The sequence below is a fragment of the Halorarius halobius genome, assembly GCF_024298865.1.
GTDB lineage: Archaea > Halobacteriota > Halobacteria > Halobacteriales > Haloarculaceae > Halorarius > Halorarius halobius.
Genome location: NZ_CP101164.1, coordinates 86,938 through 102,520, shown reverse-complemented (window position 1 = coordinate 102,520; position 15,583 = coordinate 86,938). Strand labels below are relative to the sequence as shown.

The following is a 15,583-nucleotide window of genomic DNA, read 5'->3' as shown; positions in this document are numbered from 1 at the left end:
AACTAATCTTTCCTTTTCACGGACCATAGAGTGAAAGCTCTTGATGGCGATCGCAATCTCGCCGTTATCCATGTTCGGAGTCTCGAGGCGATGTCGAAAGAAGTGGAATGTAGAGGTTGTGGCGGATGTGACGCTACAGTAAATGTGAACGGTAAATCATCTTATAAGGTGGCGGCGTTGGGTGCGGTACGGTTGCGAACCGGGATGCTCAGTCATCCCGGCCGCTGACGTGACCTGTCGGAACACCCTCCAATAACACGGAATTGGCTCGGCTCGGCCCTCGTTGTGTCATGAACGTGGGCGGGTTGAGCGGATTCTTACTCCACCGATGACACCGAGACCTCCATCGACAGCGAATAGAATACGGCAATGCACAGGTAATGACCGCGTGACTGGTCGGCGATCGCGATGACGAGTGATGAAGAACAGTGGTACGAAATCCAGTTGTCGATCCCCTGGGTTGTCGCCGGCGCGAAGAGCGTCCAGGATGCAATCAGCATCGCAGTTGCGGAAGTCGGAAAGCGGACGAAGTCAACAGAAGCACGGTCGTCGGAGATCCTCGTTCAAGATGTCGTCTGTCCCTCCTGTGGGTATGAAATGGAGGCAGCTCTATGTACGACGGATTACGCGCTGGTCGTCCTGACTGTGATCGTGGAGATGCTGGCAGAGTCGCACGAGGAGAGCGAGCGTATCGCGAAGCGCGAGCTGGGCGTCCGCATGGAAGACATCCCACTCACGGTGTTGGAGACGCGACCGGTTGACGAGGCGGACGAGAAGCCGGAAATGAACTTCGCGGATCTCGGTCGCGAGGTCTAGGCCAGAAGCGAAACGGACCAAAGGCACGGATAACGGAGTTCTACGCGGAGAACCTCTGCAAGAGCACCCCCCGGAGTGTGAATGGGTTAATGGATGATGAGTCGAGATTACCACCCCCACACCCCTCAGTGTGAATGGTGTACCACCATTCATACCGAGTTCGATATCTCCTGACTAACGTCGGTACGTTCACGACTGGTGGTTTTTCCTCGCTTTGCTCGGGCTTCGGCTGTGGCGCAAGCGCCATGCCTCGTAAAATGATTCTACTCGGCGGACTGTTTTGCCCAGTACATAATAAAATTAACTACTAATGCGGTAGCGGTGCGGTTGTCGATGCGGTTCAACACACCGGACGAACGACACAGCAACAACTACCGCCCGGTGGTACGGATATCGTTAGGTACAGACGCTTTTGATGGCGTTCGCGGCACTACTGCCGTGTTTTCGGTGTCCGGTTGGGACGAGGAACGAGTGTTGATTTACTGTCGTCGTATCCTATGGTGGACCATTCACACCGAGGGGTGTGGGGGTATCATTCCATCAGTTCTTGAAGTTCTGGTGTCGAATTGATCAGCCCTCTCCGAGTACTTTCTACCTCACCCTGCAACGAGTATGATCTGAACTTCCCCTCATCTCCTCCTTCTTTCTTTTTCGACTCAAGTACACCCGTTGTCACATGTTTATTTAACAGCTCGAGAGCACGATTGTATCCTTTCGGCTCAACTCGGACATCTTTCGCGACTGTTTCGTACACTCGATGTATCTCTGAAGTCCGAAACCACTCTTTCTCCGGGTTGTTCCGATCTAGCCGAGTGAGTGCAAACAAGAGCAGCTTCCCCGATAACGGGGTTCCTTTGACCATTTCCATAAATAGTTCTACTTCAACGAGTTCATCGGCCTTTGAGACGTGGTCTGTCGTGACGATCTCATAATCCTCTTCGTCGGCAACCTCGCCAGCGTTTCGTAACAACCGAACTGCACGGCGGGCGTCTCCATGTTCATCAGCTGCGAGTTCTGCCACTGTCGGAATCACGTTATCTTCAAGTACTCCTTCATAAAATGCGTCACGGCGATTCTCTAGGATAGAGACAAGCTGATCCTCTTCGTAGGGAGTAAATGTCCAGTGCTTGGGCTGAAGCGTTGATTGCGACCTTGAATCAATATCCCCTTTGAAGTCAATATCGTTTGAAATGCCGATCGTCACCACAGGGAAGTTAACATCATCCTTTGATTTGGTCCTTGACAGTGTGTAGAGAATCTCATTGATTTCGCCGTGCTTGTCGATCTCGTCGATTATAACAACAAGCCCACCTGGAAACTCTCTCTCAACAATAGGCCATAGTTTCTTGTCACGATAATGTTCAGCTGATAGACCCAGAGACGGGACGTCGACTGGGTCGTTGGCTTTGGCATTCACTTGTTCTGCTAACTTACGAAAAGTAGAGGTATATGTCGATATCGGGTCTGGATTAACATACGCCGTAACAATAGGCGCGTCAGTCCCTTCTGTCGTTGCCTCGAGACGCTCACAGACGTGCCTAGCGACCAGTGTCTTCCCGGTCCCTGTCTCACCCCACATCACGATGTTGTCCGGAACATCGTCCGTTCTCATTTTACGGAGATTCTTTGCCAAGGATTTGATTTTATCATCACGTCCGACGATCCGATTCGCATCCGGGACGTTATCTATTTCGAGCAGCCACGGCTTTTCGAAGACATTTGACTTGTCTTCGTCACTCTGTTCGTCGACACTAAGAATTTCGTCGACAGTTGTCTGCGTTGTATCGTGATCCGTCATGCAGAGGACATTCCACCCCATTCACATAAAGGTACTCCACCCTCGCTGTGATAGACTCATTCCCATTCACACTCTGGGGGGTCTGAGGATACGGCTCCGGTATATGAATTTCTTCTGAAAATAAAAACAAACCATTCACACTGAGGGGGGGTCGAATCGAGGACCCCATTCACACTCTGGGGGGTCCGGATTGAGGGTGCATTCACACCGAGGGGTGTTGGATTACCGTTTACGAGTAGGCGAGTTCTTTACAGCGGTACGCTGCTTGAGCGCTCTCTCACCCCGATCCGGAGGCAAATAGTTGAGGAATCACTCGCCGAAGGACTCGAGTGTGGGATCGCGTCCGGCGAGCAACCGCTCACAGAGGGCCTTCGCGAGATGGACGGGGACAGCGTTGCCGATCTGTGCGGTGACGTTCGTTTTCGTCCCGGTGAAGACATAATCCTCGGGAAACCCCATCGCCGCTGCCAGCTCAGGTGGTTCGAGCATCCGATAGCGGATGTCAATCCCCCAGGGATAGAGTTCGGGGGCGCAGAGGCCGAAGCGACTCTTTGTGGTCACAGTCGGGAGTGGACCCTTGAGATCGGTCGTTCCAGAGTTCCCGTAGTACAGAACCAAGAAGGGGCTGACGATGTGACCATCACCGTTCTTCGCGGTTATAGTGTGCAGCGGACGGTCTGCCGGGTCGTACGCAGGATTGGAGTGCAATCCACGCTGATAGCCGTTCCTCGGGAGAATGAATGAATCCACCTCAATATATGAAATCGCGCCGCGGGTCGCGATGGTTGGGACGGGTTTCGAGGTCTCACGAAGCGTTGCATTCGACTGCTGCCCGAGCAAGTATGGAATGCATAGTGTGGTGGGGCACTGGTCGATCCCGCCGTCAGCAGCGACCTCTGTCTCGGCCCCGCTCGTTGACGAGTCGGCGTTGATGGGGTCGAGATCGGCGGGGACTTCGACGAGGAACGGATCGGTGCGCTCCTTGAGGGCGTCGGCGAGGTCGTGAACGTCGACGATGTCTTGCTGAAGTGCTTCGACATCGATCTTCGAGAGGTGACCGATGACGTCGGCGTAGGCAGCCAGCGGCGCGTGGGTGTGCTCGCGAAGCCCCTCAGCGATTCGTTGCATGGTGTTGTTAACGAGTGGACGGGAACGCGTCCAGATGGACTCGCCTCGGTCGGACCAGTCGATGATTTCTGAAGCAGGACGCCACGGCTCCGTGCCGGGAACGTTTCCGTTCTCGCTATGGGTCGGATCGGGCCACTCGGGGCGGTGCTGGCGGCGACCAATAAGGAAGAGCCGCCGGCGACTGGTCGCATCGCCATAGTCGGCTGCGTTCAGCACTTTCCAATCGACGGCGTACCCGAGGCTGTTGAGTGCCTTCACGTACGCTTCGAAGGTCTCACCCTCTCTCGATTTCATCGGACGGCCATCTGCGCCGACGGGAGCCCACTTCCGGAACTCGGGAACGTTTTCGAGGACAAAATTGTCGACGTAGAGTTGTTCGAGCCACCGGAGCACGTGCCATGGAGAGGCACGTTTCTGTGGGTCCACGGGACGGCCACCCCGAGCGGTCGAGAAGTGGGTACACTCGGGCGCGGCTGCGAGGATGTCGACGCGTTCACCGGGGACGACCTGGCGGGGTTCGAGTTCCTCGACTTTCGCGTTACGGTGGTCACCCCAGGGGTGGTTCTCCCGGTGGGTGTCGATGGCGGTGGGCCAGTGGTTGATCGCGATGAGTTCGACGTTTCGATTCAACTGTTCGCAGGCAAGAGCGAGCCCGAATGAGATACCGCCTGCGCCACAGAAGAGGTCGATGGCGCGAACAGTGTCGTCGCGACGACGGCGTTTACTGTGCATCGTCCTCGTCGAGTCCGGTGCTGACCTCGGCATCGGGGTCTTGGACGACATCGTCAAGGATGCAACTGTACACTGTGCCAGTATCAGGATGTGATTTCTTCAAGTCTGAACCCCTTCACAGCCGTTGGGGGCCACAAAAAGAGCGATGTGGTAGCATCACCACCAAGATTACCTGACGTTAGTTTCTGAACTCTTCATCGAGGAGGTTGCGCTCGGCGGGATCGCCGTCGTACGTGAACGAGACGAGTTCGTGGAAGTCCTGGTTCGTCCGGTCCTCGAGGTACACGCTGTAGTCCGTGCCTGCGTCGGGTTCGTCATCCTCGCCGTAGCCGAGGACGAGATACTCGGTCTCCGTCTCGTCGACGACGAAGTGAGACCGCTCGATAAACCACTTGTCCTCGACTCTGTACCAGCCCTCGGCCTTGTTGATGTGGAAGATCCGGCCGTACTCGGGGTTCCCACCGTTCTCGGAGACTCTGATGGGAAACATCGTCGGAACCGCGTACTCGTCAGTGCTTTTCCAGTCGTCGATATCCACGGCAAGATCGAAGGTAAGGTCGACAAACCAGACAGGGCCGTGATGTTCAGTGTGGTCCTCGTATTCAAGAACACGCCGGTAGAAATGATACGGATCGGAAACCGAGGCGGTGAGCGGGAAGACTGGCTCATCCGGGTCGGGCGTCGGGGTCGAACCGCCCTCGCCACCACCATTCGTTTCGCCATCAGCTCCAGCACTGGAGCAGCCGGCGATCGCAGTGATCACTCCGGCGCTGGCGAGCGCACTGGCCTCTTGGAGGAATGACCGGCGACCGAGAGTACTGTTCGAGTGTTGTGCGTCGGTGGAGGTGTTGTTAGAACTCATGATTGGAATGAATGAAACCGACCGAGAACAGCGGTTACGCTGTCTCTCCGATCTCCCTCACTCCTCTTCAGGGCCCAATAACCACATGATATTGAGGAAGGAGCTTGGTGGGTGTTCATAGTCAGGACTAGTAGTGAAAATACAACGATAACTCTTCGCGAACCACATTCAATGTAGCCGCCACAGTTCACGGTGTGTAGCGGGTTGCTCTGACCGCAATTGGTGACGTCGACGGTATCTCCCGGTCGGGAAGGAGTCGTGCGAAAGACTCATATCCTACGTTACAGTCCGAACGTGGATGCCGTTTGTTGTTACGTAGGACGTGAGGCTACCGGAACTGGATTTTGAAAACTGCTGGTGGATAGTCGAACGGGTACGGAAAGTGACGACGCGAGAGCCAGGAGCGTCGTCGGAGGTGGGATTGGCAATACTGGCCGACGTCCAAGGATCACGCTCTCAAGAGCATGGTCGAGTGGGCTGTGACTCTCGACGGAGACTCTGCGAAGAGTTCGGTGTCGTTGTCAGTTCGCTTTCCAGTGTTGCTGTGAGTGGACACAGGCAGGAATCGTGACAAGACTCCGGGAACGGAACCGATGGAACAGAGTCGAACGGTCAGTGAGGGCTAGCGATTGATCGTCGCGAGGCCCACAATCTTCGACGAAGGCAGTGACAAGCCGACCTCGTCGACGAGGCGAGAACGGATGGACGGTCGAATCGCCCCCTCACCTCCTTTGGGGACAAAAACTTGAGCAAGGAAGCGCCAGAGGAACCAGAATCGAATAGAAGCTGGTCGAGGGTCAAGAGTCGATGCAACTGCATACCGCTTGAGACCAGCGAACCGCCGTCGTGCCGGGGGCGCTCGGCGGGTTTTCGATGCACAGTGCCGCGGGCAGAGAAAGAGGCGACGTTCGCCCCCACGGGGTGTGCAGCCCCGGCCCCTTACTGGGCGGGAGCTGGCTCCGACTTGACGTCGCTGCCAGCAGGCGTGAGGTCCTTGGCTGCCGCCTGGACCGCCGTTTCGATGGCAGAGACGTCACTGTTGTAGACGCTGTGAACGGCGTCCACTGCGTCCGATTCGCCGCTCTCGAGCGCGCTGAGCCGCGCCTGGGTCGCGTTGATGGTCTCAGCCATCCACGAGTCGCGAATCTCACCGCCCACCGTCGAGATGTGCTCGGGCTGGATGGAGACGTTCACGCCGGCGTCCGTCTCGTAATGGTGGACCTTGCCGACCACTGCGACGAACGACGGGGTCTCGGTCGAACGGAGGACGGTCATCGACTCCTGCTGGTACTGCCCAGCGTAGATGTTCACGACCTCACTACCCGCCATGACGCGCCCCTTCCAGAACTCGGAGTCATCGCCGACATCCGAGGTTTCGATGAGAGCACCGACCACGAGCACGCGGTTGGCTGCCTCACCCGAGGGGAGTAGCGTGAACTTCGGCGCACGATCGTCGCCCTCGTCCTCCGGGCGGGTGAACGAGTGGGTCGCCATGTTCAGTTCTTCAGCGAACACGCGCTTGGCGGGTTGGCGCTGCGTCACGGCGTCTGCGAGAGCCGCGTCACCGAGGCCGGGATTCTCCGCCGAGTAGGAGGTCTCTTCGACCTCGTCAACGAGGAAGTACTCGCCGATGACCGGGCCGCGGATGTCGTACGTCCGACCGATGAGTGACTCGCGAAGTGCCGCTTCGACGACGCTGGTATCGAGGGCGTCGGAAGCCATCTCCGTGGCGTCATCGAGGCTCACTCCGGAGACAGCCTCGGTCATCTCGGCGTTGAACAGTGCGCGGACAGCACGGTCGCCATCGTCGAGGACGGCCTTCAGCCGAAGATCGAACACGCCATCGACGACACCGTGCTCGGAGCAGCGGCCGTTCTGAACGACACGCGTGCATTCCTTGCGGGGGCAGCGCTTGATGAGGCCCGAACCCTCATCTAGGCCGACGAGCGTCCCAGTGGCGCGAATCGACCCGTCCGTGGGTTCGACGGCCTCCTCGGACTCCGTGACACTGCTCGCCTTGTTGAGCGAGATGGAGTACTTGCCCTCGTACTCGTTCGTGACCGCCGAGGCGATGTCGTAGGCGACACCCTCCTCGAGGGTCGGGAGCGAGTCGGTGTTCTTCGCCCAGACAACGAACTTCATCTGGGCCGTCTCGTCGGCGATGAGGCCGACCTGTCGCATGGAATCGGAGTGCGGCTCCCAGAGGTCGACGACCTGCGCCCGGACATCTACCCATTCCTCGTCGCCGACGTCCGGGATGTCCTCGAGGGCCACCCGGTCGAAGCTCTGGGAACCGCTGTTACCGTTACCGAAGCCGGCAACCGCCTTGACCCCGTCCGAGAGGTCGTTGGATTCGAGGTCATGGTCGTCGATGACGTTACGAACTGTCGTCTCGACCGCCGTCTCGATCGGAACGGAGAACTCCTGCATGGCCGCAATCCGCTCTTCGATGCTCGACGCGGGGACGTCCACGCCCATCTCGCCGAACTCGCCGCTAATGTCTTCCGCGCGCTGCGCTACGTCAGTGGTAGTGTTTGCACACATGTTTGTCACTCTCTGAGGGGAATTCTGAGGAACGGCTTCGGGACTGGGCACTCGACTGTCGCGCCCCGCCCCACCCGCTCTCCCTCACCCCCCTTTGGGGACCAAAACTCACGCTGCGAGGAGCTGGAGAAACCGAGAGAACAGAGGAACTCTATCCGTCCGAGTCGTCTAGTCGGAAAGCAATACGAACGGAACCGCGTCACATCTCCGGCCACTAGAAGGTGTAATCGTCACGATCGCGAGCCTCGGCACACGCCTCGCAGAGGATGTCGAATGGCGGCCACCCGGTCAGTCCATCGGCGTCTTCGAGGAGTGCGGTCGGGACCAGGCCCGACATCCCACACCCGCCGTCACACGACGCCCAAGAATGGCTGACCGCGGCGAACGTCTCGCCGTGCGGGTCGTGGTCGGGCTTCCTGAACTCGGGGCCGTCACCGGTCTTGAACTGGACGCTCACGGGTTCTCGCTGCTCAAGTTCGGCTTCGGTCTCTATTCCGCCGATTTTGCTGTCGATACGCCGCTCGTCGGGGTTGATGTTGTCGTACATCTCACTTCCCTCACCCCCATTTGGGGTCCAATACTCACTCGGCGAGGAGCGGGGATGCACACGGAAAGAGCGGCGCGAGTAGACCACCGGCCGAACGGTTCGGAACAGCGCCGTTATCCGAAGAGACGCGAGAAGAGGCCCTGTTTCTTGCGGCGTTCGCGTTCTTTGGCCTCGATACGTTCGTTTGCTTCTTCGTACTCCTGGAGGACGGCGTCGATTCCCGTGAGGGTCTCTGTTGCCGTCCGTGCGTCTTCGCGCCGAACCTTCGGACGCATGATCTGCTTGACTCGCTTCACGGGGTCGTCGGGGAGTTCGGTATCGTCTTTCGAGAGCTCCCCGAGGTGCTTGAGTTGCGTACGATACCGAGCGCGTTCCTCCATCAGCTCGTCCATCGTTTCGAGGTAGACCTTGAGGACAAACCGGAGGCGTTCGTTCTCCTCGCCCTGCTCGCTGAGTTCGGCGAGTTCCCTTGACTGCCGGTCGAGTTTCCGGGCGAGGATACGCTGGTCTTCACGAGCGAGGCGCATCGCCTGGTCGGTCGCGGAGTAGCCCCGGATCTCGCCGATGGTCCAATCCGCCGGGTGCTTCTCGTCATCATCGAGCGTCGGATCGGTGCGTTCCCATCCCGGCCCGGCGTCGCGAGCGGACGCTTCCATCATCCGCTGGGTGCTCTCGTCGAGATCGGAATCGGTGTCCATCCCACGCGGATCAACCGGTTCGCGACCATCCACCGTCGGCGTCGCGGTCCCCGGCCCGCCCGTTCTCGGCCCTGGGACAGGACTATCATCAGCACTGGTCCCAGCTGTCGTGGAAGCCTCGGGTGTGGTCGTCGATGCAGTGCCGTCATGACCAGGACCTTGAGCGTGGCTGTTCCCTTGTTCCGGTTCCTGCCCGGCTACGTAGGAGTCAGCGACTGCTGCCGGGTCGCCGTCTTCGTCGGGGTTGACGGGGATGAACTCTTCGTCATCCTCGAGGTCGGTGAGAACATCGGCATTGACGGTGGGTGCCTCCCCATTCGTCCCTTCGCTGTGCAGTGGACCGGTCTCATCCGTAGCGGCGTCGCCGGTCTCGGACGGCCCGGAATTGGAGCCAACCTTGAAGTCCATCGGTGGGAGATCGTGGTCGTCCGACCCCGTGGATGAGGTTGAACTCGAGCCGATGGAATCGGCCTTCGAGAACTTCACGCCATCCTCGCTCGGGACTTCGTAGTAGTCGTCCACCCGGAGGAGCGCACGGGCGAGCGTGACGTCACCGTAGGTCGCACCACTCGCGTAGTGACGCCGCTCCCACTTCTCGCGGTGCAGGCCGGATTCCTCGAACAACCCGTTCATCCGTTCGGGGTCCTTGCCCGTCCAGAACGCGAGGTTGTGAGCGAGCGCCATGTCCGCCTCGGACTGGCTCGGATAGTCGGCGTCATGGGACCCCCACATCGAGGCGTCACCTTCGTAGAGACGCTGCTTGCGGTCACCCCCGTGAGAGTCGAACATTCGCTTGAGTATCTCCTGATCTGATAGGTCCACACCGGGCCCAGCGAGGTCGGCGAACGTACTCGGACACTCGGAGGGCAGGTACTTCGTCGCGACCCGCTCGAGGGCCTCCTTGATGGCGGGGTCGCGGATATTCCTGAAGGCGTCTCCATAACGCTCGATGAGCGAACTCGCACTCTGCTGCGCCCGGGCCTCGGTGTCGAGGCGACCACCTGCGTCACCTCTCTTTTCTGAACTTTCGATTTCCGTCCCCCCGGTGAGAGTCGTCTGTCCATCTGGACTCACGCCGTCCCGGATGAATTCGCGGTGAACGGCCTCTATCTCATCCTGCCGCTTCTGGATTTCTGTGGGGGTTCCTTCGATGTGAGCACCAGTCGTAGCGAAGTACCGTTCGGAGTCATACATCTCGAGAGAGTCCTTCCGGTTCCCGCCGGGCGGGAGTTCCCCACTGGCGAGGATATGCACACCGGTTCCGGAAGCGGAAACCTCCGTATATGAGTCGACCTTGTCGATGATTGTTTGCGCCCATTCCTTGATTTCACTGGTATCAGAATCACGACATTTATCGAGGTCGATGCCGACGATGGTGACGTCGTCGCTGAAGACGAACCCCAGACCATCGGCGTTCACGCGAGAGTCGTTGAGTGAGTCCCAGGCGGTGTCGAAGTCTCGGCGATGTTCGGGGTTGGTCACGTCGGCATTGATGTCACCATTCGTCCGATATGGTTTAGTCGGGATTTTGGTAGGTTTCCCGTCACGCATACCTTCGCGCCAGCAAATCCAATTCCCGATGGTGCGGATTTTGTCCGGTATCCCGTCTTTAGTTACGTCTATGTTTGGCATGGATCTTACCTTGTGTCAGCCCGCGCCGTCGCCTCGCCCCGCCGGGCGAGACAAACCGATTTCGTCGATCTCCCCCAAGCCAAGACGAAAACCAACAGCCTGCACACGAATTGTGGAGGGACGACAGCCCCCCTGTATCCAATACTATGTAAAATCACGCCGGAGGGGTCGAATGGAGTGACCTGGTTGGCCGATAGCCTCTCTAACGCGTTTTGCACACGTGCGCTAAGTGCTGACGCCGAGGGGGTGTTCGGAAAGGCAAATTCTGGTGATACAACCCCCATACTACCGATGCGCGTCATGTGCGGATTTTGCGTGAAGTTGCGCGTACTCGAAACCCCCACGAACCCGCCGATTTCGGTTTGAGTCCAGAAATAGCGTTTTAGTGTCTCTAATACGTTTTGCACACGTGCGCTAAGTGCTGACGCCGAGGGGGTGTTCGAGAGGGCGGATTTACAGGATACAGCGTCCGTACTGCTCGTGCGCGCCGTGCGCGGATTTTGTTCGAACGCTTGGATGTGACTAGTCGAGATCATCGAGGAGATTTGAAGCGCCGACGAACAACCACTCACCCTCTTCACCCCAGATGGCTTCGGTGAGCTTCTCGTATGTTCGGTTATTTCGCTTGGGGGGCAGTTCGTCGATCCGACCAGCATTTGCGAGGGCTCGAGTGATGTCCCATGCGACTGATAGATTGGGCACAATCCAGACTTTCTTCTCGATGTCGAACCTGTTGAAGTCGTCATAGTGCTTGACCATCAGCGAGGGATGGACGTTTGAGATGGCCTCTCCAATAACGACGGGATCTTCGCCATCGTAGCCGACCACGTCCGGCTTCACATCCGTCCCGTGAAGTGGTGTATATCGTTTGATAAAATAGTGATTGTTCGGGTCGCGGGCGAGTGAGCGAGCGAATGCCTCCACCATCACCTTGTGGTAGGTCTTCTCGTTCACATCGCCCTGATCTTCGCCGGTCGCGACCTTCGCTCCACACGCACGCTGGCCGTCGCGAGTCACGGTGTAGTAGACCCGCAAATTTTCGGTCTGCTTCTCGAGGTAGCCGAGTTCGATGAGCTTCTCTTCGTCTACCTCATCAAACTGATTCTTTATCCTCTTCATCGAGTTCACAACGTCGTAGGCAGGGTGGTTGCCGTTGACCGTGGTGACGATCGCGGTCAGGAAGTGGCGTTCTTCAACTGTCAGATTTTCATCTATGCCTGATCGAGTCTCTCCGTTCTCTCCGTCGGCACTTTCAGTGGCGTTATCGTCGGGGGTATCAGACGCACTCCGATCGTCTGCATTGTCGGGACTTGTTCCCCCCTCCTCGTCGCTGTGTGCATCGTCGGTTTCGGACGGGTCTTCGGAGTCGGGGTCAACTCCATCGTAGAGGAAGCCGTCAACTCGATCTCCTAGATTACTGTCTACTTCGTCGGCTGCTCGTGGAACCCCGCCATCGGTTTCGCTTTCATCGTTCGTTTCTCGCGGCGGGCGGCGTGAACCGAAGTCGTCTGTGAGGTCGTCTGCGGGAACTCGACTAGCCCCTGATTCGGCCTGTTCGCCGTGCCCGTTCGAGGGGGGTTGTCCCTCTGCACTGGGGGTGTTCGGACTCCCCGTGCCGAGTTGCGTCTCTGGGTTGGACCCGGTCTTCTTGCCTTCGCCGTTTCCGTCTCCGTTCTCGCCGGACACGCCGATCTCGAAGTCACGATTGGGATTGTTTTCACTACCGTTGATGCCGCGCCCGTGTTCGGCTGAGAGCTGCTCGCCGGAAGCGTCGGTGTTGCTTCCGGGGAGCAGGCAGTGGTCCCGACGCGTTGTACGGGTGATTTCTGCGTTGATGTCGCTGAAGACATGACCCTGCGTCGACACGGTCTTGTCGATCACGGGGTCGTCGGAATCGCTGTGACCGTAGGGGATATCGACGGGGAGCAGCGTCACGATTTCAGGGATGTCAGTCATGAACCCGGTGTCTGGGAGTTGAGCGACCCATTCCCCACGCGGGAGCGACGTGATCCGGTCGACAAGTTCCTCGTCCTCGATGCCTTCGTGGAACAGCGTCATCACAAGTTCGTCGTCGACGGCGAGTTTGCCGATGAGTTTCGTATTGATGTTCCGTAGAATTTCCTTGTACGAGGAGACGTCGAGGGCATCGGCCTTGACCTGCTCTGCGAAGTGGACGATGACTTCGAGGGAGAGACCGAACTCACGCCCATCAGGAATCATGTCGTCGCGCACCAGTTCGGATTGGAGCATCGCCGCGGCTTCATCGATGATGAGGTTGATAACGTATCCATCCTCAACCGACGGGGTGTTCCCGAGTCGATGACGGAGGCGAGCGCCCGACCAGATGTAGTCGAGCAGCATGAACGTGAACAGATTGCTTGAGGCGGGCCGGAGGTCACCCGTATCGACGAGGACGACCTTCTTCGAGGTGAGGATGTCCTGAATGTCGAACATCGGCGATTGGTTGGCGTAGCAGCCCTTCTCGTCGTTCCACTCGGGAACGAAGTTGAGGACACGCCAGACGAAACTCCGCTCAGCGAGCTTGGTGATACGGTTCATCACGGCATCGATCGATGTCTGGAACCGCTGCTCGTCGGCGTGGAGATGCCGCGTGAGGGCGAGGCGAAGCGTTCGGTCGCTCACTTCGGGGAGCTGGCCCTGCTGCATCTCGTAGGCAACTTGGAACAGGTCTTGGATGGGCCATGCGTCCCGGCCGTACACGGGATCGAACATCGCCTTGATGAGGTTGTTGAGGATCTCTTGGGCGACGAACGCCTGCTGGGTCATTTCGCGGCCCAGCACGTACACGAGGAGTTCGTTGTAGCGGTCTACTTTCTCTTGGACGGCGACCGTGCGTGAGACGCCGGCAGCGAGTTGCGGTCGAATGTCGAAGTACGGGAAAGCAAGCACCTCGTCGTTCGGCCCCGGGACGGGGACGTGGAGGACGTCATCGAGGTTGCCGAATTTCTTGAAGTGCGCTTTCTTGTACTCGTCGGCCATCGTCCCACCTTTCCGGTCGAAGACGAAGATGGGGCCGTCGAACGATTCGTAGGCCGACAGCGCATCGTTGACCATCGCGGTTGTCTTCCCGCCACCAGTCGTCGCTGCGCGGAGGATGTGGTGCGTCAGCTGCTCTGCACTGAGACGGATGGGAATGTCCGGCCGGTTGTCGACGGCGGTCTCGGCGTACCCGATGTGCATTCCGTAGTCGTATTGCGAGAGCAGGTCTTCATCTGTCGCCGTGAGTGGCGAGCGAGCATCGGGTGACCCGCCCGAGGACCCACGCGAGGCCCGCGGGAGGGCGTCGGTGTGCGGGACGACGACGAAGTTCGCGAGTTCGTCGGGAGAGGCACAGATGAGTGGGTCACCTTTGCTGAAGCGCCCGGTGAAACCGCTGGTGCTGGCCTGACGTGCGTGGCACAGGCGGGCGAACTCTTTGTTGTTGAACCCGAGGAGTTCTCCCTCGATGCCATAGTACGGCCCTGAGAGCGATGTGAAGGCGTTCGAGATACTCTGGACAGTCTGTTCGTTACAGGCAGCCCGGAGTGTGAGGTCGAACGTTGTGGTGGGTTGTTTGCGGTCGATCTGTTCCATCCGTGACCCCGTGATCTTGTCATCCTCACCGGCGCTGACGGATCCCCCGACCTGCTCGGAGATGTCTCCACGGTGAATGTTCCGGCGTTCCTGGTCGGATGTTCCGAACATCTGCCGGGCGAACTCGTTTTTGAACGCGGAGACCGTCCCATGGTTGCCCATTTTGAGGTTCCGCTTGTGGGTTTCAGCCTCACTAGTCCAATCAGAGCGTGGCCTGAAGATGGCTTGGAAGATGAACGGATCGTCGGTGTGGACGGCCTGCTCGAGGAGCACACTGAGCGGCGAGCGATACTGGTCGTCGCTGTCGACAGCCAAATCGCTGAACGGCCGGAGCAGCGTCATCCAGTCGTCCTTTTTCGAGGCGATGCCTTTCCAACGGACGAGCGAGGGACGTTTCTCTTCACGGACTTCCTCGGGACGGAGCGGAACGCCTTCACTGATGAGCTGCTCTTCAGCCTCCTCGGAAGAGAGCTCATGCCCGCTCCCAATGCTATGGTCAATGAAAACTTCGGGGTCCTCGAAGCCAGCGAGGTTCTCGAGGTCGATGATGTCGTCGAGCGTAGCGATACGCCGCCCACCAACGCGGGCGTTCCCGTCTTCTGAGGCAAACGCCGCGACGGGGTTGAACGGGACGATTTCGAACTCGAAGGATTCGGGATACATTGCGGCGACGTTCGCGGCGAGCGTCTTGAACGCAGTCGCCTCGTAGGGCGTCACTGAAATATAGAAGTCGAACCGCTTCGTGTTCCGCGGCTTGTGGATGATGAACTCGAAGATCTTCTTGTAGTCCTTGAGTCCGAGGCGGGCTTTGAGATTGAACCGCGAGGTGCTCGTCACGCCCGCCCGGTACAAGCCGAAAAGCCCCGCGATGACGTTCCCGGGCGTGACCTGCTCACGGGCGGGTGAGATGTGGATGTACGGCCGGGCTTCGATAGGATCACTGAGTTTCTTCCCCGGCCCGGTCGTGCCCTTGACCTCGTAGGAAGCGAGATGGTCCTCACGCTTCTCCTCCTCCTCCTTGTCGGCCCCGTTCTCGGTCGGCGGGACGTGGTCAAGGTCGGTTGATTCTTCCCGGTTCTGAGTGGGATGGTCCTGTCCCGCTTCGGTCGACTCTTCTCCGCGCGTCGACGACAAAGAGCTGATGCGATCGTGGAGGGTGTCCTGTTCATGGTCGTCCCGGTTGGAGCTCGGGGATGGGGTAGTCATTTGCCCCCCGTCCTCTCGCGGGTAGA

General features: G+C 58.7%; 8 protein-coding genes. 1 reads left to right on the top strand and 7 read right to left on the bottom strand.

The window, feature by feature from the left end:
• Window positions 1-408 precede the first annotated feature (408 nt).
• Entirely contained in the window at window positions 409-816 is a 408-nt protein-coding gene (locus tag NL112_RS22235) for a DUF555 domain-containing protein (RefSeq protein ID WP_255152978.1), read from the top strand.
• Window positions 817-1,348: 532 nt separating this feature from the next.
• Here NL112_RS22235 and NL112_RS22230 read toward each other — a convergent pair.
• The 7 genes from NL112_RS22230 to NL112_RS22200 form a co-directional block, all read right to left on the bottom strand.
• Complete coding sequence (locus NL112_RS22230) at window positions 1,349-2,614, bottom strand: orc1/cdc6 family replication initiation protein (RefSeq protein ID WP_255152977.1); 1,266 nt, start codon at window positions 2,612-2,614, stop codon at window positions 1,349-1,351.
• Between the two features lie 309 nt (window positions 2,615-2,923).
• Window positions 2,924-4,474, bottom strand: coding sequence for a DNA cytosine methyltransferase (locus NL112_RS22225; RefSeq protein ID WP_255152976.1), 1,551 nt, complete (start codon window positions 4,472-4,474; stop codon window positions 2,924-2,926).
• A 178-nt stretch (window positions 4,475-4,652) separates the two neighbouring features.
• Window positions 4,653-5,336 carry a hypothetical protein gene (locus NL112_RS22220; protein ID WP_255152975.1) on the bottom strand — a complete coding sequence of 228 codons (684 nt, stop codon included), beginning with the start codon at window positions 5,334-5,336 and terminating at the stop codon, window positions 4,653-4,655.
• Window positions 5,337-6,275: 939 nt separating this feature from the next.
• Window positions 6,276-7,814, bottom strand: coding sequence for a hypothetical protein (locus NL112_RS22215; RefSeq protein ID WP_255152974.1), 1,539 nt, complete (start codon window positions 7,812-7,814; stop codon window positions 6,276-6,278).
• 280 nt (window positions 7,815-8,094) lie between these two features.
• Window positions 8,095-8,427, bottom strand: a complete 333-nt coding sequence (locus tag NL112_RS22210) for a hypothetical protein (RefSeq protein ID WP_255152973.1) — start codon at window positions 8,425-8,427, stop codon at window positions 8,095-8,097.
• A 113-nt stretch (window positions 8,428-8,540) separates the two neighbouring features.
• Complete coding sequence (locus NL112_RS22205; RefSeq protein WP_255152972.1) at window positions 8,541-10,607, bottom strand: phage NrS-1 polymerase family protein; 2,067 nt, start codon at window positions 10,605-10,607, stop codon at window positions 8,541-8,543.
• Window positions 10,608-11,279: 672 nt separating this feature from the next.
• The gene (locus NL112_RS22200) at window positions 11,280-15,557 is read right to left on the bottom strand and encodes a hypothetical protein (protein ID WP_255152971.1); all 4,278 of its coding nucleotides are present in this window, start codon (window positions 15,555-15,557) and stop codon (window positions 11,280-11,282) included.
• Between the last annotated feature and the right edge of the window lie 26 nt (window positions 15,558-15,583).

Coding starts and splice junctions, on each gene's coding strand:
- NL112_RS22210 (WP_255152973.1), bottom strand. CDS start 8,427: ATGTACGACAACATCAACCCCGACGAGCGGCGTATCGACAGCAAAATC.
- NL112_RS22225 (WP_255152976.1), bottom strand. CDS start 4,474: ATGCACAGTAAACGCCGTCGTCGCGACGACACTGTTCGCGCCATCGAC.
- NL112_RS22200 (WP_255152971.1), bottom strand. CDS start 15,557: ATGACTACCCCATCCCCGAGCTCCAACCGGGACGACCATGAACAGGAC.
- NL112_RS22215 (WP_255152974.1), bottom strand. CDS start 7,814: ATGGGCGTGGACGTCCCCGCGTCGAGCATCGAAGAGCGGATTGCGGCC.
- NL112_RS22230 (WP_255152977.1), bottom strand. CDS start 2,614: ATGACGGATCACGATACAACGCAGACAACTGTCGACGAAATTCTTAGT.
- NL112_RS22235 (WP_255152978.1), top strand. CDS start 409: ATGACGAGTGATGAAGAACAGTGGTACGAAATCCAGTTGTCGATCCCC.
- NL112_RS22220 (WP_255152975.1), bottom strand. CDS start 5,336: ATGAGTTCTAACAACACCTCCACCGACGCACAACACTCGAACAGTACT.